The organism is Bradyrhizobium sp. FW305-F6, assembly GCF_058782905.1.
The window spans coordinates 2,068,476-2,088,037 of sequence record NZ_JBYSYD010000001.1; the positions used below are offsets into that span (position 1 = coordinate 2,068,476).

Here is a 19,562-nt window from a genome sequence, read left to right on the forward strand (position 1 = left end):
AATGGACCACGAAAAGGTCAATATCCTCCTCGTCGACGACCAGCCGGCCAAGCTGCTCGCCTATGAGGTGATCCTGAAAGAACTCGGCGAGAACCTCGTGATCGCCTCTTCGGGCCGCGAGGCGCTGGAGGTGCTGCTCAAGACCGAGATCGCGGTGATCCTGGTCGACGTCTGCATGCCCGAGCTCGACGGATTCGAACTCGCAGCGATGATCCGCGAGCACCCGCGGTTCCAGAAGACCGCGATGATCTTCATCTCGGCCATCCAGGTCAGCGACATCGACCGGCTGCGCGGCTATGAGATGGGCGCTGTAGACTACGTGCCGGTGCCGGTCGTGCCGGAGGTGCTGCGTGCCAAGATCAGGGTGTTCGCCGAGCTCTATCGCAAGACCCGCGAGCTCGAGCGCCTGAACCGCGAACTCGAGGACCGCGTCCGCGCTCGCACCGCGGAACTGGAACGCTCGACCGCGATGCTGCGCGAAAGCGAGCAGCGGCGCAGCATGGCCATCGCGGCCGGCAAGATGGGCTCCTGGGACTGGGACTGGATCAGCGGCGATTGGATGTGGGACGAGGGACAATACCGCATCTTCGGCGTCACCGCCGAGAGCTTCGAGGTCAATCCGGCCAACGTTCAGGCCTTGTTGCATCCCGACGATGTCGATCAGTTGCGCAAGGCGATCGCCGAGTTCAACAAGGGCACGCGGGCCTATGAGACCGAGTTCCGCATCCTGCGGCCCGACGGTGAGGTGCGCTGGTGTGTGGGCACGGCGGCCGCAACGATGGACGAGAAAGGGCGCGTGGTGCGCGTCAGCGGCGTCACAGTCGACATCACCGAGCGCAAGCGTGCCGAGGAACGGCAGAACCTGCTGGCGCGGGAAGTCGATCATCGCGCCAAGAATGCACTGGCGCTCGCGCAGTCAATCGTGCGCCTCACCCGGGCCGACGAGGTCAAGGCCTATGTCAACGCGGTCGAGGGACGCATCAATGCGCTCGCGCGTGTGCACACCATCCTGTCGCTATCGAGCTGGCAGGGCGCCGAGCTCTCGAGGCTGATCGACGAGGAGCTTGCGCCCTATTCGCTTGGGGACCAGATCAGATTGGCCGGTCCCGAAGTCCAGTTGCAGCCGACGACCGCGCAGACACTGGCGCTCGCACTGCACGAGCTCTTCACCAATTCGGCAAAGTATGGCGCGCTCTCGACCCGATCGGGGCGGCTCGCGATCGATTGGCGCGTCGAGAGCGAGTTGCTCACGCTGAGTTGGGAGGAATCCGGCGGTCCACTGGTCAAGGCACCCAAAACCCGCGGCTTCGGCACGCGAAGCTTGCTGGCGAGCGTCGAGTCCCAGCTTGGCGGGCAGGCGCTGTTCAATTGGCGAGCCGAGGGCTTGTTGTGCCGGCTGGAAGTGCCGTTGACACGCAAGACGGCGACGAGTGCACTCGGCAAGTTCGACACGGCAGGTGCCGCCGAATTGCAACGCGCATCCGGTTGACCGGACGCCGCGCCCGTCATGCGCTGAGCCGCACGTGGTCGCGCGCGACGCGCCCTTCGAGCCAGGCTTCCGTTCGCGCCAGATCGCGCAGCGCCCGGGCGTAACGGCGAGCCGCGCTCCGCTCCGCGCCGCGCGGGAGCTTGCGTGCCTTGCGCAGGATGTCCGCCGCTGCGTTGCGATAGGCCAGCGAGCGGTAAAGAAAGACGACCTTACCCATATCGATGTTCCCCTTTCGATCGGCCTCATCTTCGCAAGCCCGGCATGAACGCCGGATGAAGCGGGTGACGATAATTCCTTGAACCGAGGAACCATGAAATCACGGGCGTGTTTGCATGCCAGTTCGGGATGCCGTCCCATGCGCTCCAAGAAATCGTCTGAACTGGTCTCTGCCTGCGGGCTCCTCAAGCTGATGACGCATGCAATGATGGGCGCTGCTCTCGGCCTCACCTTCAGCCTCACGCTCGTCCTGTCCAATCCGGCCGTGGCCGACCTGCTGAATAACGGCGGAAGCCAAGCCGCTGTTGTGGTCACTCTCACTCTGGTGACAACATTTGCGGTCGGAGCGACGCTCACCGGCATCGTGTTCATTCTTGCGGAGGACAAGCAATCTTGAAGCGTGCGTGACCGGCGATAGATGCTTTCTTCCGGAACTCCCGCGACCAGCATCGGTTGGCTGCCTGCGTCAATTTAACTCAGGGAGTTCCTGTATGAAGACCACCAAGCTCGCGCTCGCCGTCGTGGTGGCGGCCGGTCTCGCCGCCGCGCCGTTCGCCGCCCAGGCCAAGTCGAACAAGGCCAAGCATGGATCCTCGACGTCGTCGTCGCAGACCACGGGCGCCAGCACCAAGGCTCCGAAGGGCGCTGATCCTTCCGGCCAAGGCGGCTCCGGCCCCGGCTCCGATCAGGGCGGTACCATGACGAACAAAGGCGGCATGACCAACACCAAATAGGTGCTTACTGTGATCGCGAAGGGCTCCGCCATTGCGGAGCCTTTCGCTTTGACTCGCTCCGCCGCCGTCAGCGGCCGACTATCTTTATGGTCCGAAGACGCACCCTGTGGCGGACGTCTGGTAGAGCGTGGCTACCGCCGGCCGCCTTCCATTCGCCGATCAGGAGGTTGATTCTCCGGCGCAGATCCATCTGCGCCAGGGCCTTATCCGTGCAGTCGCAGCCGCGATCGACGAGCTCGCGCACCGACGCCTCGACGTCGGCCATCTCAAGCCTCAAGGCTCTGATTTTACGTCGTATTTCATTAATTCTGTTGTCCATGGCTTGTTAGAACAAAATAAGAACATATAGTCAAGTCGTATTCTGAGCTGGAGGAGCGGCATGCAAGTTCATGGCAAACGAGTTCATGGGAAAGACGACGCCAGGGTTTTCTTGAGCGAGCAGATGACGCGGGCGCAGGGTCTCAAGCTGAAGCGTCTGAGCCAGGAGGCCTATCAGCCCGCCCAATTTGCACGTGACCTGTCCTTCACCGAGGCCGCACAGCGCATCCAGGCCCTCGAAGCGGAGATCGCGTTGGCGAATTCGTTCTAGTCTGCGTCATCTAAGGGAACGCAGGCTCTCCCGGAACCATGGCTGTGCCCAGTGGTTTTTCTCGCCCTAGGGAGAACATGCATGGCACGCAAGGCAAAGAAACGACGCTACTCGCGCAGTTCGGGCAACGAGGTCGCAAGCGAGATGCGGCGCTACAAGAAGGGCACCGCGAAGAGCGGCCGTGGCGGGCGCGGCGGCCGCGTCAAGAGCCGCAAGCAGGCGATCGCGATCGGACTGTCGAAGGCCCGCAAGAAGGGCAAGAAGGTCCCGAAGAAGGCTACGAAGCGGAAGAGCGCCAAGAAGACGACGAAGAAGACGTCCAAGAAAAGCTCCAAGACGTCGTCGAAGAAGTCGTCGAAACGCAAATCAAGCAAGCGCTGACGTTGGCGTATCTCAGATCATGCTGCCCGGCATGAAGCAGCGGATGGAAATCCCGAACGCAGTCTTCACCGGCCACACCATGGTGCGGCCGGCCCGGTTCGGCTCGGTAATGACGGCTTCGTCCGGCACGTCGATCCACTGTCCGTCGAGACGCACGCGGTAGTGCCCGTTGTGGGACTCCCAGTCGGGATCGGCAACGGCGAAACCATCCGCATCCGAGCAGCACGGACCGAGATGGCTGCGCAGGCTGTCGAACCACGGCTTCAGGGGAGAATTCGCGTAGCGGCCGTCGTCGCGCCCGAGCACGTTTCCACCTGCGAGTATCAATGGCGCCGCAAGCAGCGCACTTCTCAGCGAGAGCTTCAATCGATCCATGGCGGCACCGATCAGATGTGAACCACCGGCAAGTTCCACAAAGCGCCGGCACGTTCGAAGTTCCACGCTTGCAACCCGTCTCCGCAGCCACGTCGCCGCGAAGTCCGAGTGCACTGTTAGAGTGTGATCGGCGATAGCGGCTTTTTCGGACGGTCCATGGTCATCGCCCCTGCCGTTAACGAGAATGTTATCGCGGCTCGTGGGAGTTTCCGCGACCACGAAAAAGGCGGCCCGAGGGCCGCCTTTCAGATTTGCGCAGCCGTGGCTCGCGCTAGGCGAGCGGCACCGCGACAAACCGGGTGGCGTCAGCGCTTTTGACCTGCAGCAACACGCTCCGCTTGCCAGACGATTTGGCCTGCGCCAGTTCCGAGCGCACCTCGCCGACATTGCTGACGGCCTTGCCACCGACATTGAGGATGACGTCGCCGGTCTGGATACCGCGTTGCGCGGCCGGCCCTTGCGGATCGACCTCCGTCACGACGACGCCCTTCGGGCCCGCGCCCTGGACGTCACCGGCCGGCGCCAGGCTGAGGCCCAGGCGCGGCGTGCCTGCATTCGGCTGTCTGCTGCCTTCGTCAGCATTGCCATTTCCCTTCGCCTGGCGGTCGTTGGGAAGCTCGCCCAACGCCACGGTCAGCGTCTTGCTGTCGCCCTTGCGGAAGACATCGATCTTCACGGACGCGCCGGGCGCCAAGGTGGCGATGGTTCGGGCGAGATCGCGGGAGTCCTTGATGGTGGTGCCGTTGACGGCCGTGATGACGTCGCCTGCCTCGATGCCGGCCTTCGCCGCCGGGCTGCCATCCTGCGGACTGTCGACGATCGCGCCACGCGCCTCCTTGAGGCCGAGGCTGTCGGCGATATCCGAGGTCACGGGCTGCACCTGCACGCCGAGCCAGCCCCTTGTGACCACGCCCTTGTCCTTCAACTGCGCGACGACGAGCTTGGCGGTCGAGGCCGGGATGTCAAAACCGATGCCGACCGAGCCGCCCGAGGGCGAGAAGATCGCGGTGTTCACGCCGATCACATTGCCGTTCATGTCGAAGGCCGGACCGCCCGAATTGCCCTTGTTGATCGGCGCATCGATCTGGATGTAGTCGTCATAGGGACCATTGCCGATATCGCGGCCGCTGGCCGAGACGATGCCCGCGGTCACGGTGCCGCCGAGCCCGAAGGGATTGCCGACCGCGACCACCCAGTCGCCGATGCGCGGCTTCTGGTCGGAGAATTTGACGAAGGGAAAGTCCTTCTTGCCGTCGACCTTGATCAGCGCCAGGTCGGTCTTCGGATCGGTGCCGACGACCTTCGCAGTGTAGCTCGTGCCGTCATCCATGGTCACCTGCACGGACTCGGCGTGGTCGACGACGTGGTTGTTGGTCACGGCATAGCCGTCGGCGGAGATGAAGAAGCCTGAACCCTCGCCGGTGATCATCTGATGGCGCTGGCGCGGCATGCCGTTCGCCCCGCCAGGGAAGCGGAAGCCGAACTGTCGCGAGAACTGGTCGAGCGGGGAGTCCTCGTCCGAATCCATACGGTTCTGCTGCAGCATCGCCGTCTTGTCGCTGGTTCGGTCGATCTTCACGCGTACCGAGATCACTGCTGGTTTGACCTTGCTGACGAGATCGCCGAAGCCGGGCGGCGTCGCGGCGGTTTCCGCGGCCTGGGCCGGCGCGATGAAGGAATTCATACCGAACGGCGAAGCGCCGGGTGATGCCGCCAGCACGGCCACGCCGAGCGCAGCCACGGTGCCGAGCAGCGCGAGCCGGCGCGGCCTGAGTATCTTGCGAGACGTGTTGGTGTCGAAATTGACGCGGTCGTTCATGTCGAAATGTCCATGTTGAGCAGGTGTCGCCTTGCCCTCAACATGGCCGCTGCCACCTTACGGCGTCCCGTCCATCCGATTAAATCTCGGCAAACAATGGGGCAGCGGGCGCCTTGGCAAATCACCTCCCGTATTGATGCAGCTCAATACGGGTCCTTGGTGCCGTGAAAAACTGCGAGCGTCGGATGATGACCGGAGGCGCGCCATGTACAAAGACATTCTCGTCCACATTCCCACCGAACGTCCCATGCGTCCCGTCATCGAGGGCTCGATCTCGCTCGCGGCGCACCTGAACGCACATCTCGACGCGGTCGCGGTCGGCTATGTCACAACCAGTGCGGCTTACGTGATGGAGGGCGGCGCCGCGGTGGCGGCCGTGTTCGAACTGGAACGCGAGCGCGCGGTGGAGCGAGCCGAGGCTGCGCTCGCGGTGTTCAAGAGCGAAGCGGCGAACGCCGGTCTCTCCCACACCTGCCACGCACTCGGCGCGATCCCGGCGGATGCGGCCAGCGCGCTCGGCGAGATGGCGCGCCTGCACGACCTCAGCGTCGTGCTCCAGCCGGATCCGGCGCAAGGCTCGTTCGACAACGACGTGCCGCGCGAGATCCTGTTCCAGGCGGGCGGCCCGGTGCTGTTCCTGCCCTACACGTTCCGCGGAGCCTTCAAGGCGAACCGGATCGGCATCTGCTGGGACGGCAGCCGCCTCGCCGCCCGCGCAGTACGCGACGCAGCACCGTTCCTCGCGCGCGCCGCAGAGATCGTGATCATCACGGTCAACGAAACCGACGCAGCCTCCGGCGAAGCCTCAGCGAGCGCTCTGGCAAGGCATCTCGGCCGGCGCGGAGTGCCAACCCGCACGGTCGGCCTGTCGGCAGCGCGCGCCGACATCCAGCCGACCATCCTGTCGCTGGCCGCCGACGAGAGCCTCGATCTCCTGGTGATGGGCGGCTACGGCCATTCGCGCTTGCAGGAGCGCGTCCTCGGGGGCGTCACCCGTGCCATGCTGGAAGCCATGACGGTCCCCGCACTGATGTCGCATTGAGCCACCGGCCTGACGCCGTCACGCTGCGACGGGTGCTTCCCATGTCGCGGGTGCGGCGGCGTCCTCGTCGCCATGCACATTGCACGCGTCGAAATGCGCCTTGAGCTCGATCTCGGCGAGATGCTCGAAATGTTCGGCTTGGCCGAGAAGTTCCCAGGTCTGCAGCGGCCGGTAGGCCGCCTGCTGGCGACAGAGGGACGCCAGCGCCCGGTAGCGACGTACGTTCTCCATGAGACCCTCCCTCGCGTTCACAGGCTTATTGCCCGGATTTGCGTCAGGCCGATGGCGCTTATGCAAAACATTTGCTGCGCGGGCAACGTGCCTGAGCTCGGTTAATTTCGAGAAAGCCGGGTAAGAATTTTGGTTCCAAACGTCCCCGCGGAACTCTCGCCAACGCGCGTCAGGCGTAGAGGCGGCGCTCCACCGTCACACCGACCAGGTCGAGATAGCGTTCCATCAGGTCGGGCCGGCCGACAAGATAGCCCTGCATCTCCTCGCAGGCCTCGCGGGCCAGAAAGGCACGCTGTGCCTCCGTCTCCACCCCCTCGGCGATGACCGGAATCTTCAGCGCGTGCGCGAGGCTCAGGACGGCGCGGACGATCTCGGCCGATTGCGGCGTCGCCTCGAGATTGCAGATGAAGCTGCGGTCGATCTTGATCTTGTCGAACGGGAACGACTGCAGATAGGACAGCGAGGAATAGCCGGTACCGAAATCGTCCATCGCGATGCGGACGCCGAGCGCCTTCAGCCGCCGCAGCAGATTGAGCGCGCGGGCGAAATCACCGATCAGCACGCCCTCGGTGATCTCGACCTCGAGCCGCGCCGGCGAAAGCCCGGTCTCCAGCAGGATCTGGTGGATCGAACGTTCGAGATCGCCGGCCTGGAACTGGACCGGGGACAGATTGACCGCGACCTGCAACGGCCGCGGCCAAGACGCCGCCTCGCGGCACGCTTCGCGTAAGGCCCATTCGCCGATCTCGATGATCAGCCCGTTCTCCTCCGCCAGCGGAATGAACTGGTCCGGCGGCACGAAGCCCCGTGTCGGATGATTCCAGCGCAGCAGCGCCTCGAAGCCGATCACCTCGCCATCCACCCGCGCCTGGGGTTGGAAATGGAGCAGGAGCTGGTTTTGCTCCAGCGCCTGCCTCAGATCGTGCTGCAACAGCCTGCGGTCGCGCAGCTCCTGATCCATCTCGGATACGAAGCAACGGACCCGGCCCCTGCCCTCGCGCTTGGCACGATGCAGCGCCGAATCGGCATTGGCGAGCAATGTCGCGGCGTTGACGCCGTCATCCGGATAGAACGCGATACCGACGCTGAGGCCTACGTGGAGGAGATAGTCTTCGACCTCCAGCTCCTGGCCGATCGCCTCGACCAGGCGTTCGGCCAGCGCCACAACGTCCTCGCGACTGATGTGGTCAGGCATCAGGATCATGAACTCGTCGCCGCCGATGCGGGCGACGAAGGCGCCGTCGGCTTCCGCAGCAAGCCGGTCAGCCGCCGCCCGCATCAGCATGTCGCCCACGGGGTGACCGAACACGTCGTTGACTTCCTTGAAGCGGTCGAGGTCGAGGCTCAGCACGGCGAAACTTGTCGACGCCTCCTGCGCCCGCTCCAGCCGTTCAGCCAGCGCCGCATTGAAGGCGCTGCGGTTCGGCAAATCGGTCAACGCATCATGATGCGCAAGATAGCTGATCCGCTGCCGGGTGGTGACACGCTCCGTGACGTCCTCGATCACCCCGACCAGATATTGCGGACCCCCATTCCCATCCGTGATCAGCATTTTCCGTGAATTGACGACCCGGTCGCGGCCCTTGACGCCGACTTCGAGCAGATGTTCCTCGAGAAACATCGGCATGCCGCTGGCCACGACGCGCTTATCCTGCTCGTTGACCATGCGGGCCACGTCAGCCGGGAAGATCTGCTCGGGCGTTCGGCCGAGCATCTGTTCGCGCGGCATGCCGTAATAGTCTTCGCCGGCGCGATTGAGCAGGATGTAGCGCGAACTCTCCGCACATTTCGCGAAGACCGCGATCGGGATGTTTTCGATGATGGTATCGAGAAACTCGCGGGTCCGCAGCAGATCCTGCTCGACCTCGTCGCGCGTTTGCGCGCGTATTTCGATCATCCGCTGACGTTCGCGATCACCGGCCTCGTAGGCCGCGCTGACGAACTCGCCTAGCTTGACGAGATCTACCTGACCGGTGGCATCGGTGGCCCGGCGGAGCTGCTCGGCGAACAAGCGATGCATGCTCATGCCATCACTATGCGCCGCGTACGGGCTTCATGCCCGCAATTACCGTGGTTCCCCATCCGCGCTCTCATAGCCTTCCTAAACCACAGATTGAGACGCTTGGCTTGCGCGGTCGTTAATCGATTGTCCTTCTCAGGTGCGTTGGTTACCCCGGCCTGAATGAGCCGGTTGATCTGGACGGCATCCTCCGTAGAGAACCGGAGAAAGTGGCGCGCCCTGGTACACCCTAGCCACGGCAGCGGGGCTGATCCGTAATCTACCGAATGAGCGCACTTTCTCCGGCTCGCTGTGGGGGCGCGGAACTATGTTGCAGCTTCTGAACCCGGCCCGTCTCCGCGGCGACGCGAATAGCCGCAATATTGGCGGCATACTCGGCAGCGCTCTTGCCGCGAAATACGGCGGAGCCGGCGACCAGCGTATCGGCGCCCGCTGCAACCACGGCCGCGGCATTGTCGCGCGTGATCCCGCCATCGACCTCGAGCCGGATCGGCCGCTCGCCGATCATGGTCCTGATCCGCCTGATCTTCTCAAGCTGGGATCCGAGGAAGGATTGGCCACCGAAACCCGGATTGACCGTCATGACCAGGATCAGGTCGAGACGATCGAGCACATACTCGATCGCACTCTCGGGCGTCGACGGACACAGACTGACGCCGGCCTGCTTGCCGAGCGCTCGGATCGCCTGGAGCGAGCGGTCGAGATGGGCGCCTGCTTCAGCATGAACTGTGATGACGTCGGCCCCCGCCTTCGCGAATCCTTCGAGATAGTGATCGACAGGCGCGATCATGAGGTGCACGTCGAAGATCTTCTTCGTCAGCGGCCGGATTGCCTTGATGACGTCGGCGCCAAAGCTGATATTTGGAACGAAATGTCCGTCCATGACGTCGCAATGGATCCAGTCGGCCCCAGCGGCGTCGATCGCGGCGACCTCTTCGCCGAGACGCGCGAAATCCGCCGCAAGGATCGAGGGAGCGACGACGATCTCCCTCGTCATGGCTTTGCGCTCCGGGCGTCGGCGCCGCCGCTGAACACGCGACTGGCAAGCACATCCATGGGATCGATGGTTTCGAGGTCGGCGACATCGAGCATGCGGTCGAGATCGGACACCAGCCTGTCGGCCTGTCGCAGACGGATGCGGTCGACGGCGTTGCGTATCGAGCGCGCATTGGAGAAGAACGGCTGGGTCCGGCGCAGGGCGATGTATTTCTCGAACGCTTCTCGCGCCGCTGCGGAAAAACGATAGCCCCGCTCCTTGAGCATCAGCTCGGCGATGATCAGCAGCTCGACCTCGGCGTAATCAGGGAATTCGATGTGGTGGGCGATGCGCGAGCGGAAGCCGGGATTGGAGGCGAAGAAGCTCGTCATGCGCTCGCCATAGCCGGCGAGGATCACGACGAGATCCTCGCGCTGGTTCTCCATCACCTGGAGCAGGATCTCGATCGCCTCCTGGCCATAGTCGCGCTCGTTGTCGGGCCGGTGCAGATAATAAGCCTCGTCGATGAACAGCACGCCGCCCATCGCCTTCTTCAGGATCTCTTTCGTCTTCGGCGCCGTGTGACCGATATACTGGCCGACGAGATCGTCGCGCGTCACCGAGATCACCTGCCCGCGCCGCACGAAGCCGAGCCCATGCAGAATCCTGGCCATGCGTAGCGCCACGGTGGTCTTGCCAGTGCCGGGATTGCCGGTGAAGGACATGTGCAGCGTCGGCGGCGCCGATGCAAGGCCGGCGCGCTGCCGGATGCGTTCGATCAGCAACAGGGATGCGATCTGGCGCACGCGGCTCTTCACCGGCTTGAGCCCGATCAACTCCTGATCGAGCTGTTGCAGCGTTGCGGTAATCCCCGCGGCTTCGGCCTCCTTGCGGAGATCGAAATGGGTCTCGCTGTGTTCGGTGGTCGTTACGTGGGGCACATCGAGCATGGCTACCCTCGAAAGAAGGGCTTCGCCGCGGGGGAGCCGCGAAGCAATGGTCCGCCAAGGATCCGGAGCAGGGAGAGCTCCGTGCGGAAGGGAACCGCTCAGGTCGATGCCTGAACGGCCGGCTTGCGCACGGTGGTGTAACGGATCGCGCGGCCCGCCACCTCGTGCCGCACCAGCTCGAACTCCGCCTCCTGCTTCGGCCGGTTGACGAGGAAGGAGATCCGCACCGATTCCCAGCCGTGGCTGGCGTCGAAGCCGCTGATGCGGATATAGCGATCGCTATACACCTTGCGGCATTCGGCGAGCTCCATCATGACGCCGGCAGCGTCCTGAAGATCGAACATCGGCAGGCCCCACATCTCCCAATAGGTGTTGCGGGGATGCGGGTCGTCGGTGAACTCGATGTTCACCGCCCAGCCGTTGGCAAGGCAATACTGCAATTGCTTGGTGATCTGGTCATCCGTCAGATCGGGCAGGAACGAGAAGCAGCCCTGGGTCAGTTTCATGTTCGAATCTCCTCAGACGGTTTCCAGCGCCGTCGGAACGAAGTCCGGCGTGTCGGTGGATTGGTAGTTGAAGGTGACATCCTTCCAGACCTCGAGCGCGGCCTTCAGCGGCGTGCAGGTCTGCGCGGCCTTGGCGAGGATCTCCGGGCCCTCATGGACGTAGTCGCGGCCCTCGTTGCGGGCGAGGATCATCGCCTCCAGCGCCACGCGGTTGGCGGTGGCCCCTGCCGCGATGCCCATGGGATGGCCGATGGTGCCGCCGCCGAATTGCAGCACCACGTCCTCGCCCAGCAGGTCGAGCAATTGATGCATCTGGCCGGCATGGATGCCGCCGGAGGCGACCGGCATCATCTTGTTTAGGCTGGCCCAGTGCTGGTCGAAGAACAGGCCGTGCTCGAGCCTGGTCGGGTTGAAGTCCTCGCGGCAGACGTCGTAATAGCCGCGCGTGGTGTTGGGATCGCCCTCGAGCTTGCCGACCACCGTGCCGGCATGGATGTGGTCGACCCCGGCAAGCCGCATCCATTTCGCGATGACGCGGAACGACACGCCATGACTCTTCTGCCGGGTATAGGTGGAATGGCCGGCGCGGTGCAGATGCAGGATCATGTCGTTGCGCCGCGCCCATTTGGCCATCGACTGGATCGCGGTGTAGCCGATCACGAGATCGATCATGACGATGCACGACCCAAGCTCCTTGGCGAACTCCGCGCGCTCGTACATGTCCTCCATCGTGGCAGCGGTGATGTTCAAATAGGTGCCCTTGACCTCGCCCGAGGCCGCCTGCGCGCGGTTCACCGCCTCCATGCAATAGAGGAAGCGGTCGCGCCAGTGCATGAAGGGCTGCGAGTTGATGTTCTCGTCGTCCTTGGTGAAGTCGAGGCCGCCCTTCAGCGCCTCATAGACCACGCGGCCGTAATTGCGGCCCGACAGCCCGAGCTTCGGCTTCACCGTCGCACCCAGCAGCGGCCGGCCGAACTTGTCGAGCCGCTCGCGCTCGACCACGATCCCGGTGGCCGGTCCCTGGAAGGTCTTCACATAGGCGACCGGGAAACGCATGTCCTCCAACCGCAGCGCCTTCAGGGGCTTGAAGCCGAACACGTTGCCGATTATGGAGGCCGAGAGGTTCGCGATCGAGCCCGGCTCGAACAGGTCGAGGTCATAGGCGATGTAGGCGAAATACGAGCCGGGCGAGCCTGGGACGGGATCGACACGGTAGCACTTGGCGCGATATTTCTCCGCCGCAGTCAAGCGGTCGGTCCACACCACCGTCCAGGTCGCGGTCGAGGATTCACCGGCCACAGCAGCCGAGGCCTCGATCGGATCGACGCCCTCCTGCGGAGTCACGCGGAACAGTGCGATGACGTCGGTGTCTTTCGGCGTGTACTCGGGCTCCCAATAGCCCATGCGCGCGTATTCCATCGTGCCCGATCGATAGCGCTCTTTGCCGCGGACGGTTCCTGCATGCGCATTCATGGCTCTCTCCTGCTCGTCTCTCTGAATTGATTAGGCGGCGACCGGCTCACGCGTGCCAATGCGCGGATCGAGGTCACCTGCGCGATAGCGCCGCGCCATCTCGCTCAACGGAATCACCTTGATCTTGCTGGCATGGCCCGCGGTACCGAACTGCTCGAAGCGCTCGCGACAAAGCTCGCGCATCGCATCCATCGCCGGTTTGAGGTACTTGCGCGGGTCGAACTCGCTGCGGCTCTGCGCGGCCACTTTCCGGAACACCGCGGTCATCGCCAGACGGCAGTCGGTGTCGATATTGACCTTGCGCACGCCGCTTCGGATGCCACGAACGATCTCATCCACCGGCACGCCCCAGGTCTGCGGCATCTCGCCGCCGAACTGGTTGAACATGTCCTGCAGCTGCTGCGGCACCGAGGAGGAACCATGCATGACGAGATGCGTGTTCGGCAGCCGGCGGTGGATTTCCTCGACCACGCGCATCGCCAGGATGTCGCCATCGGGCTTGCGGCTGAACTTGTAGGCGCCGTGCGAGGTGCCCATCGCGATCGCGAGCGCATCGACCTTGGTGGCGCGAACGAAGTCGACGGCCTGGTCGGGATCGGTCAAGAGCTGGTCGTGGCTGACCTTGCCCTCGACGCCGTGACCGTCCTCCTGATCGCCGCCGCCATGTTCCAACGAGCCGAGCACGCCGAGCTCGCCTTCGACGGATGCGCCGACCCAATGCGCGAGATCGACGACGCGGCGGGTGATCGCGACGTTGTAATCATAGTCGGCCGCGGTCCTGGCATCGGCCCTGAGCGAGCCGTCCATCATGACCGACGTAAAGCCGTGGGCGATGGCGGACGCGCAGGTCGCCTCGTCATTGCCGTGGTCCTGGTGCATGCAGAGCGGGATGTCGGGATAGGTCCGCTCCAGCGCGTCGATCATGTGCGAGAGCATGAGATCGCCGGCATAGCTGCGCGCGCCGCGCGAGGCCTGGATGATGACCGGCGCGTCGACCTCGGCCGCCGCCTGCATGATCGCGATGCCCTGCTCCATGTTGTTGATGTTGAACGCCGGCACGGCATAGCCGTGGCTGGCAGCGTGATCGAGCAGCTGGCGAAGGGTGATACGGGCCACGGGTCGTCCTCCTTATTGGCTCTTGCGGGCGATCGCCCGGCGGGCGGCTTCCGCAACGCTCTGCGGCGTGATGCCAAATTCGCGATACAGCACCGGCGCAGGCGCGGAGGCGCCGAAGCCGCGCATGCCGACGAACTCGCCGTCGGCGCCGATCCAGCGTGGCCAGTCGCCCAACACTGCTGCCTCGATTCCGACGCGCGGCGCGGTGCCGAGCACTGCGGCGCGGTAGTCGTCCGGCTGCTCCTCGAACAGGGCGAAGCACGGCGCGGAGACCACGGCCGCGCGGATGTGCTCGGTCGCTAGCAGGCGGGCGGCATCCAGGGCTATCGCCACTTCCGAGCCGGTTGCGATCAGCGTCACGTCGCGGCCGCCGTCGGGCGAGACGACGAGATAGGCGCCACATGAGACACGGTTTCGGCCGCGGGCATCGCTGCGAAAGGTCGGCAGCGCCTGCCGCGACAAGCACAGCACGGATGGACGCTTCTCGGAGCTGAGTGCGCAGTCCCACGCCTCCAGCGTCTCCACCGCGTCCGCGGGACGGAACACCAGGAGGTTCGGGATGACGCGCAGCGCCGCCAGATGCTCGACCGGCTGATGCGTCGGGCCATCCTCGCCGAGGCCGATGGAGTCGTGGGTCATCACATGGATGGCGCGCAGGCGCATCAGCGCGGCAAGGCGGATCGCCGGCCGGCTGTAATCGGAGAAGGCGAGGAACGTGCCGCCATAGGGAATGAAGCCGCCATGCAGCGCGAGGCCGTTCATCGCGGCGGCCATGCCGTGCTCGCGAATTCCGTAGTGGATGTATTCGCCGCCGAACGCTCCTCGTTTGACGGGAGCCTGCGCCTTGGCATGCGTGAGGTTCGAATGCGTGAGGTCCGCGGAGCCTCCGACCAGGCCGGGAATGGTCCCGGCGATGCCGTCGAGCACCTGTTGCGAGGCCTGCCGCGTCGCGAGCTTCGGCCGTTCGCTGGCGAAGCGCTCGCGCAATTTCGCGGCGGCCAACACATAGGCCGCCGGCAGAGCGACGGCCTTGCCCTCGACGAACAGGTCGCGCTGCTCCGGCGTCGCGCCTTCATAGCGATCGAGCCAGGCGAGCCGGTCGACCTGCCCGCGCTGCCCGATCATCCGCCACGCCTTGAGCACCGGGATAGGCACCACGAAGGGCTGGTAGTCCCAGCCGAGATTCCGGCGCGCCGCCGCTGTCTGCTCCGTGCCGAGCGGCGCGCCATGCGCCTTCTCGGTGCCCTGTCTATCAGGCGCGCCATAGCCGATGATGGTGCGGCAAGCGATCAGCGACGGCTTTGCGGTCTCCCGCTCCTCGGCAATCGCCTGCGCGACCGCCTCGGAATCGTGCCCATCGACCCGGCGCACCGACCAGCCGGAGGCAGCGAAGCGCGCGAGCTGGTCGTCCGACGTCGCAAGCGAGGTCGGACCGTCAATCGAGATGCCGTTGTCGTCGAACAGCACGATGAGCCGACCGAGGCCGAGATGGCCTGCGAGCGAAATCGCTTCCTGGCTGATGCCTTCCATCAGGCAGCCGTCGCCGGCGATGACATAGGTGAAGTGATCGACGAGGCCGTCGCCATGCCGTGCATTGGCCATGCGCTCGGCGAGCGCCATGCCGACGGCGGTCGCGATGCCCTGCCCCAGCGGCCCCGTCGTGGTCTCGACGCCGCGCGTGTGGCCGTATTCGGGATGGCCCGGCGTCTTCGAGCCCCATTGCCGGAAGGCCTTGATGTCGTCGAGGCTGAGGTCGCCGCCGGTGAGGTGCAGCAGCGCATAGAGCAGCATCGAACCGTGCCCCGCCGACAGCACGAAACGGTCGCGGTCCGGCCAATTGGGATGGGCCGAGTCGAATTTCAGGAAGCGGGAGAACAGAACGGTGGCGACGTCGGCCATCCCCATCGGCAAACCGGGATGACCGGACTGCGAGGTCTCGATGGCGTCGACCGCGAGAAAGCGGACCGCATTGGCGAGATCGTGGTGCGTGACCGCCGTGAGGTCGGCTTCGGCATGGACGGAGATGTTCATCGGATGCTCTCCTCCTTCACTTCAGGCTGCGCTTGCGCTCGATCAACTGCATGATCAGCGGTGTCAGGATCAGCTGCATCGCGAGGTCGAGCTTGGCGCCGGGGCAGACGATCGAGTTGGCGCGCGACATCCAGCTTTGCGGCAGCATCGAGAGCAGATAGGGGAAGTCGATGCCGCGCGGATTCTTGAAGCGGATCACGACCATCGATTCGTCCGGCGTCGGTATCCAGCGCGCCACGAACGGATTGGAAGTGTCCACCGTCGGCACGCGTTGGAAGTTGATGTCGGTCTCGCTGAATTGCGGGCAGATATAGTGGATGTAGTCGGGCATTCGCCGCAGGATGGTGTCGGTGACGGCCTCGGTCGAATAGCCGCGCGCGCTTCGGTCACGGTGCAGCTTCTGGATCCATTCGAGATTGATGACGGGAACGACCCCGATCTTGAGATCGGCATAGCGCGCGACATTGACCTTGTCGGTGACCACGGCGCCGTGCAGCCCTTCGTAGAACAGCAGGTCGGAGTTCTCCGGCAGCTTCTTCCAATCGGTGAAGGTACCAGGCGCCGCGCCGTGCAGCGCGGACTCCTCGGCGTCGTGCACGTAATGCCGCGTCACCGCCGTGCCGGTCTCGCCGTAGTCGCGGAAGGCACGCTCCAGCTCCTCGAACAAATTGGTCTCGGGGCTGAAATGGCTGAAGTGCTTGTTGCCGCGCTCGGCCTCCTTCGCCATCTGCGCCCGCATCTCGGCGCGGTCGTAGCGATGAAAGGCGTCGCCCTCGATGTAGACGGCGTTGACCTTCTCGCGGAAAAAAATCTGCTCGAAGGTCTTCTTGACCGAGGTGGTGCCGGCGCCGGACGAGCCGGTGATGGAGATGATCGGGTGTTTCCTGGACATGGCGTCACCCCGCTCAGAGCCGGAAGAATCCGCGCCGCGCGAACAGCGGCGCCGAGACGTTGGCGACCAGCAGCGGATCGCAGTGCAGCTCCTCGACCCGCCGCACCTCGTTGCTCGAGCCCATGATCAGCGGCACGCGCTGGTGCAGGCTTTGCGCGGAGAGGTCGAGGATTCGTCCGCGTCCCGTCGTGGCGGAGCCGCCGGCCTGTTCGATGATCATCGCCATCGGATGCGCCTCGTAGGTCAGGCGCAGGCGGCCGTCGCCATAGCCGGGACGCGCATCGGAGGGATAGAGGAACACGCCGCCGCGGGTCAGGATGCGGTAGGCCTCGGCGACCAGCGAGCCGACCCAGCGCATATTGAAATCGTGGTTCGCGGGCCCTCCGACACCTGCGAGGCATTCGTCGACGAAGGCGCGCACCGGCGGATCCCAGTGCCGGCTGTTCGAGGCGTTGATCGCGAACTCCTCGCTAAACTCGGCGATCTGCACGCCGCTGCGCGCGAGGCGGAAGCAGCCGGACTTGCGGTCGAGCGTGAAGATGTCGACGCCCTCGCCCAGCGTCAGCACGAGCGAGGTCTGCGGGCCGTAGGTGACGAAGCCCGCCGCGAGCTGTGCCGAGCCGCGCTGGTGAAAGGCAAGCGAGAGATCGTCCGGCGCCGGCAGGATCGAGAAGATCGTGCCGACGGTCATGTTGATGTCGATGTTGGAGGAGCCGTCGAGCGGATCGATCGCGATGCAGATGCGGCCCTGACGATCGACGATCTGGGCCTCGCGCATCTCTTCCGACGCCAGCGCCGCGATCGGGAGCTTGCCGAGGCAGCTGCGCAGGATCGCGTCCGCCTGCACGTCGAGGTCGCGCTGGACGTCGCCGTCGCTGTTGCGCCCCGTCGTCAGGCCCGATGCGTCCGAGAGGTCGCCGCCGGCAATGAGGTCGGCGATCTCGATCGCCGCCGCAGCGACGGCATCGACCGCGGCCGCCACGGCCAGCGCGTGCGGTGCGGTTTCGCGATACCGTTGAAGGTGATCGTCCAGCCTGAGTTGCCCGGTCATCGGCGTCCATCCCCTTTGCCGGTGCCGCACTCATTCCCTCCCCACTGGGGGTCGATGCGGTCAGTCCCGGCTTCAGGAGATTGACAGGGGCAATTTAATAAGGAAAATTTCTATTCATAATGAGCCTCAAAGAATTTTCTTATAATGGTCCTGGCCATGCAGCGGCTCAGCTCCGGCATCTCACGATCCGGCAGCTGCGCTCGCTTGCGGCGCTCTCGGCCAAGGGCAGCGTGACCGCGGCCTCCAACCATCTCGGTCTGACCCAGCCGGCCGTGACGCAGCAGCTCCGGCAGCTCCAGGATCTCGCCGGCCTGCCGCTGGTGCAGCGGACCGGCGACGGCATGCTGCTGACGGAAGCGGGCAAGGAGGTGCTGGCGCTCGCGGAGCGGGTCGAGGCCGCCATCACGGACTGCCAGGGCGCGCTCGATCTGCTCGCGGGGCGGACCGGCGGCACGGTCCATCTCGGCGCGGTCTCGACCGCCAAATATTTCGTGCCGCATGCGATTGCGGCATTCTCCAAGCGCTACCCCAGGATCGAGATCAAGCTGACCATCGGCAACCGCGAGAAGATCCGCGAGGCGATGCACGGCTACGACCTCGATTTCGCGGTGATGGGTCGGCCACCGGCCGACGTCACCGTCGACGTCCGCCAGCTCGGGCGCAATCCGCACGTCATCGTCGCCCGCAAGGGGCACTGGCTGGAGAAGGATTCCGGCCTCAGCCTGACCGATCTCGTGCACGAGACCTTCCTCACCCGCGAGCCCGGTTCGGGCACGCGGACGCTGATGGAGGGCCTGTTCCAGAAGTCCGATCTCGAGCCGATCATCGGCATGGAGATGAGCAGCAACGAGACCATCAAGCAGGCCGTGATCGCCGGGCTCGGCATCGCCTTCATCTCGGCTCACACCGTGGCGCATGAGCTCGCCGAGGGCCGGCTCGTCGTGCTCGACGTCGCGGGCTTGCCGATCGTGCGGCAATGGTACGTGATCCGCCGCAGCGACAAGGTGCTGCTGCCGCCGGCGCAGGCGATGTTCGATTTTCTGGGCTCGGAAGGGTCGAACTATCTGCCCGATGTGCCCGATCTCGGCGGGCAATAGGCCGCCGGCACTCAGCTCATCAGCTTCATGGCGGCGGTGGCCGCCAGCACCAGAATGATCTGGAGCAGGCGCTCGGTCGTGAAGATGCGGTTGAAGGTGGTCATCGCGTGCCCCGGCCGACGCAAAGGAGATCGGCTCGTTGCTAGCACAGAAGAGGACGGAGACAACTCCGTACTTGCCCCGTGGCCGGTGACGGCTGCGGCGGGCCGGCTCACGGCCGCGCCGATCGCCGGCGATCAGGCCGCGAGCGCGGCGTGGTCCGTGCGTGTCGCGAAATAGGCTTCCAATTCCGACAACGCCCGCGCTTCCCACTCGCTCGCCTGCTCCAGCAGCGACCAGCTCTGGCCCGGGCGGAACGCTGCGGTCTGGCGATAGAGCGATGCGATGCCGCGATAGCGGCGCACGTTCTCCAGGATGGCGTAACCGTTCATCTCCGAAAACTCCCTCGTCATTCCCGCGGGAGAAACTGCGGCCAAATCTTTTTCGAAAAGTTAGCGGCGCGCGGCATGTTCGCGGATGGTTGCCGGACTGTTGCGCGGGCGCAACGCGCGCTGTGGGATTTACTGCGGAGGCT

Annotated in this window: 22 protein-coding genes; 7 read left to right on the forward strand and 15 right to left on the reverse strand. The window is 64.8% G+C overall.

All coding sequences use genetic code 11. From position 1 onward, the window contains the following. Window position 1 precedes the first annotated feature (1 nt). On the forward strand, window positions 2-1,489 hold the full coding sequence (locus tag AC3WLX_RS09960; RefSeq protein WP_492335697.1) for an HWE histidine kinase domain-containing protein: 1,488 nt from the start codon (window positions 2-4) through the stop codon (window positions 1,487-1,489). A 16-nt stretch (window positions 1,490-1,505) separates the two neighbouring features. On the opposite strand, the gene AC3WLX_RS09965 is transcribed toward AC3WLX_RS09960, so the two are convergent. After that, entirely contained in the window at window positions 1,506-1,706 is a 201-nt protein-coding gene (locus AC3WLX_RS09965) for a hypothetical protein (RefSeq protein WP_492335698.1), read from the reverse strand. Between the two features lie 138 nt (window positions 1,707-1,844). On the opposite strand from AC3WLX_RS09965, the gene AC3WLX_RS09970 reads away from it, so the two are divergent. Together AC3WLX_RS09970 and AC3WLX_RS09975 are read left to right on the forward strand one after the other, a co-directional pair. Beyond that, complete coding sequence (locus tag AC3WLX_RS09970; RefSeq protein ID WP_492335699.1) at window positions 1,845-2,102, forward strand: hypothetical protein; 258 nt, start codon at window positions 1,845-1,847, stop codon at window positions 2,100-2,102. Window positions 2,103-2,196: 94 nt separating this feature from the next. After that, window positions 2,197-2,439, forward strand: coding sequence for a hypothetical protein (locus tag AC3WLX_RS09975; RefSeq protein ID WP_492335700.1), 243 nt, complete (start codon window positions 2,197-2,199; stop codon window positions 2,437-2,439). A 67-nt stretch (window positions 2,440-2,506) separates the two neighbouring features. Here AC3WLX_RS09975 and AC3WLX_RS09980 read toward each other — a convergent pair whose 3' ends face one another. Continuing rightward, window positions 2,507-2,704, reverse strand: coding sequence for a hypothetical protein (locus AC3WLX_RS09980; protein ID WP_291631704.1), 198 nt, complete (start codon window positions 2,702-2,704; stop codon window positions 2,507-2,509). Window positions 2,705-2,881: 177 nt separating this feature from the next. Between AC3WLX_RS09980 and AC3WLX_RS09985 the strand changes: the two genes are divergently transcribed. Beyond that, window positions 2,882-3,028 carry a DUF3072 domain-containing protein gene (locus AC3WLX_RS09985; protein ID WP_492335701.1) on the forward strand — a complete coding sequence of 49 codons (147 nt, stop codon included), beginning with the start codon at window positions 2,882-2,884 and terminating at the stop codon, window positions 3,026-3,028. An 81-nt stretch (window positions 3,029-3,109) separates the two neighbouring features. Then, window positions 3,110-3,409 carry a DUF6496 domain-containing protein gene (locus tag AC3WLX_RS09990; RefSeq protein ID WP_492335702.1) on the forward strand — a complete coding sequence of 100 codons (300 nt, stop codon included), beginning with the start codon at window positions 3,110-3,112 and terminating at the stop codon, window positions 3,407-3,409. Window positions 3,410-3,421: 12 nt separating this feature from the next. Here AC3WLX_RS09990 and AC3WLX_RS09995 read toward each other — a convergent pair whose 3' ends face one another. Together AC3WLX_RS09995 and AC3WLX_RS10000 are read right to left on the reverse strand one after the other, a co-directional pair. Continuing rightward, window positions 3,422-3,784, reverse strand: coding sequence for a hypothetical protein (locus tag AC3WLX_RS09995; RefSeq protein WP_291631709.1), 363 nt, complete (start codon window positions 3,782-3,784; stop codon window positions 3,422-3,424). A gap of 271 nt (window positions 3,785-4,055) precedes the next feature. Continuing rightward, window positions 4,056-5,603, reverse strand: coding sequence for a Do family serine endopeptidase (locus AC3WLX_RS10000; RefSeq protein ID WP_492335703.1), 1,548 nt, complete (start codon window positions 5,601-5,603; stop codon window positions 4,056-4,058). A gap of 205 nt (window positions 5,604-5,808) precedes the next feature. On the opposite strand from AC3WLX_RS10000, the gene AC3WLX_RS10005 reads away from it, so the two are divergent. Then, window positions 5,809-6,645 carry a universal stress protein gene (locus AC3WLX_RS10005; protein WP_492335704.1) on the forward strand — a complete coding sequence of 279 codons (837 nt, stop codon included), beginning with the start codon at window positions 5,809-5,811 and terminating at the stop codon, window positions 6,643-6,645. A gap of 18 nt (window positions 6,646-6,663) precedes the next feature. On the opposite strand, the gene AC3WLX_RS10010 is transcribed toward AC3WLX_RS10005, so the two are convergent. The 10 genes from AC3WLX_RS10010 to AC3WLX_RS10055 all read right to left on the reverse strand — a co-directional run bounded on the left by AC3WLX_RS10010 (window position 6,664) and on the right by AC3WLX_RS10055 (window position 17,891). Further along, entirely contained in the window at window positions 6,664-6,876 is a 213-nt protein-coding gene (locus AC3WLX_RS10010) for a hypothetical protein (protein WP_492335705.1), read from the reverse strand. A 169-nt stretch (window positions 6,877-7,045) separates the two neighbouring features. Further along, complete coding sequence (locus AC3WLX_RS10015) at window positions 7,046-8,902, reverse strand: putative bifunctional diguanylate cyclase/phosphodiesterase (RefSeq protein WP_492335706.1); 1,857 nt, start codon at window positions 8,900-8,902, stop codon at window positions 7,046-7,048. Between the two features lie 253 nt (window positions 8,903-9,155). Further along, on the reverse strand, window positions 9,156-9,893 hold the full coding sequence (gene rpe / locus AC3WLX_RS10020) for a ribulose-phosphate 3-epimerase (RefSeq protein WP_492335707.1): 738 nt from the start codon (window positions 9,891-9,893) through the stop codon (window positions 9,156-9,158). Next, window positions 9,890-10,822 (reverse strand): CbbX protein, encoded by a 933-nt coding sequence (gene cbbX / locus AC3WLX_RS10025; RefSeq protein WP_492335708.1) that lies wholly within the window; start codon window positions 10,820-10,822, stop codon window positions 9,890-9,892. The genes rpe and cbbX overlap by 4 nt, the downstream gene beginning before the upstream one ends. Window positions 10,823-10,920: 98 nt before the next feature. Further along, window positions 10,921-11,328 (reverse strand): ribulose bisphosphate carboxylase small subunit, encoded by a 408-nt coding sequence (locus AC3WLX_RS10030; RefSeq protein ID WP_492335709.1) that lies wholly within the window; start codon window positions 11,326-11,328, stop codon window positions 10,921-10,923. A 12-nt stretch (window positions 11,329-11,340) separates the two neighbouring features. After that, window positions 11,341-12,801 carry a form I ribulose bisphosphate carboxylase large subunit gene (locus AC3WLX_RS10035; protein ID WP_291623241.1) on the reverse strand — a complete coding sequence of 487 codons (1,461 nt, stop codon included), beginning with the start codon at window positions 12,799-12,801 and terminating at the stop codon, window positions 11,341-11,343. A 30-nt stretch (window positions 12,802-12,831) separates the two neighbouring features. After that, a complete protein-coding gene (gene fba / locus AC3WLX_RS10040) occupies window positions 12,832-13,917 on the reverse strand; it encodes a class II fructose-bisphosphate aldolase (protein WP_492335710.1) in 1,086 nt (361 codons plus the stop codon). Between the two features lie 12 nt (window positions 13,918-13,929). After that, window positions 13,930-15,948 (reverse strand): transketolase, encoded by a 2,019-nt coding sequence (gene tkt, locus AC3WLX_RS10045; protein WP_492335711.1) that lies wholly within the window; start codon window positions 15,946-15,948, stop codon window positions 13,930-13,932. A gap of 16 nt (window positions 15,949-15,964) precedes the next feature. Next, window positions 15,965-16,840: a phosphoribulokinase gene (locus AC3WLX_RS10050; protein WP_291623247.1), complete on the reverse strand. Its 876-nt coding sequence runs from the start codon at window positions 16,838-16,840 to the stop codon at window positions 15,965-15,967. 13 nt (window positions 16,841-16,853) lie between these two features. Next, window positions 16,854-17,891, reverse strand: a complete 1,038-nt coding sequence (locus AC3WLX_RS10055; RefSeq protein ID WP_492335712.1) for a class 1 fructose-bisphosphatase — start codon at window positions 17,889-17,891, stop codon at window positions 16,854-16,856. Between the two features lie 119 nt (window positions 17,892-18,010). Between AC3WLX_RS10055 and AC3WLX_RS10060 the strand changes: the two genes are divergently transcribed. Continuing rightward, window positions 18,011-18,988 (forward strand): LysR family transcriptional regulator, encoded by a 978-nt coding sequence (locus AC3WLX_RS10060; protein WP_492335713.1) that lies wholly within the window; start codon window positions 18,011-18,013, stop codon window positions 18,986-18,988. A gap of 236 nt (window positions 18,989-19,224) precedes the next feature. On the opposite strand, the gene AC3WLX_RS10065 is transcribed toward AC3WLX_RS10060, so the two are convergent. Then, window positions 19,225-19,419, reverse strand: a complete 195-nt coding sequence (locus AC3WLX_RS10065) for a hypothetical protein (protein ID WP_291623253.1) — start codon at window positions 19,417-19,419, stop codon at window positions 19,225-19,227. Window positions 19,420-19,562: the final 143 nt, after the last annotated feature.

Coding starts and splice junctions, on each gene's coding strand:
- AC3WLX_RS09985 (WP_492335701.1), top strand. CDS start 2,882: ATGACGCGGGCGCAGGGTCTCAAGCTGAAGCGTCTGAGCCAGGAGGCC.
- AC3WLX_RS10000 (WP_492335703.1), bottom strand. CDS start 5,603: ATGAACGACCGCGTCAATTTCGACACCAACACGTCTCGCAAGATACTC.
- cbbX (WP_492335708.1), bottom strand. CDS start 10,822: ATGCTCGATGTGCCCCACGTAACGACCACCGAACACAGCGAGACCCAT.
- AC3WLX_RS09965 (WP_492335698.1), bottom strand. CDS start 1,706: ATGGGTAAGGTCGTCTTTCTTTACCGCTCGCTGGCCTATCGCAACGCA.
- AC3WLX_RS09990 (WP_492335702.1), top strand. CDS start 3,110: ATGGCACGCAAGGCAAAGAAACGACGCTACTCGCGCAGTTCGGGCAAC.
- tkt (WP_492335711.1), bottom strand. CDS start 15,948: ATGAACATCTCCGTCCATGCCGAAGCCGACCTCACGGCGGTCACGCAC.
- AC3WLX_RS10055 (WP_492335712.1), bottom strand. CDS start 17,891: ATGACCGGGCAACTCAGGCTGGACGATCACCTTCAACGGTATCGCGAA.
- AC3WLX_RS10005 (WP_492335704.1), top strand. CDS start 5,809: ATGTACAAAGACATTCTCGTCCACATTCCCACCGAACGTCCCATGCGT.
- rpe (WP_492335707.1), bottom strand. CDS start 9,893: ATGACGAGGGAGATCGTCGTCGCTCCCTCGATCCTTGCGGCGGATTTC.
- AC3WLX_RS10060 (WP_492335713.1), top strand. CDS start 18,011: ATGAGCCTCAAAGAATTTTCTTATAATGGTCCTGGCCATGCAGCGGCT.
- AC3WLX_RS10010 (WP_492335705.1), bottom strand. CDS start 6,876: ATGGAGAACGTACGTCGCTACCGGGCGCTGGCGTCCCTCTGTCGCCAG.
- AC3WLX_RS09980 (WP_291631704.1), bottom strand. CDS start 2,704: ATGGCCGACGTCGAGGCGTCGGTGCGCGAGCTCGTCGATCGCGGCTGC.
- AC3WLX_RS10035 (WP_291623241.1), bottom strand. CDS start 12,801: ATGAATGCGCATGCAGGAACCGTCCGCGGCAAAGAGCGCTATCGATCG.
- AC3WLX_RS10030 (WP_492335709.1), bottom strand. CDS start 11,328: ATGAAACTGACCCAGGGCTGCTTCTCGTTCCTGCCCGATCTGACGGAT.
- AC3WLX_RS10015 (WP_492335706.1), bottom strand. CDS start 8,902: ATGAGCATGCATCGCTTGTTCGCCGAGCAGCTCCGCCGGGCCACCGAT.
- AC3WLX_RS09995 (WP_291631709.1), bottom strand. CDS start 3,784: ATGGATCGATTGAAGCTCTCGCTGAGAAGTGCGCTGCTTGCGGCGCCA.
- AC3WLX_RS10050 (WP_291623247.1), bottom strand. CDS start 16,840: ATGTCCAGGAAACACCCGATCATCTCCATCACCGGCTCGTCCGGCGCC.
- AC3WLX_RS09975 (WP_492335700.1), top strand. CDS start 2,197: ATGAAGACCACCAAGCTCGCGCTCGCCGTCGTGGTGGCGGCCGGTCTC.
- AC3WLX_RS10065 (WP_291623253.1), bottom strand. CDS start 19,419: ATGAACGGTTACGCCATCCTGGAGAACGTGCGCCGCTATCGCGGCATC.
- AC3WLX_RS09970 (WP_492335699.1), top strand. CDS start 1,845: ATGCGCTCCAAGAAATCGTCTGAACTGGTCTCTGCCTGCGGGCTCCTC.
- AC3WLX_RS09960 (WP_492335697.1), top strand. CDS start 2: ATGGACCACGAAAAGGTCAATATCCTCCTCGTCGACGACCAGCCGGCC.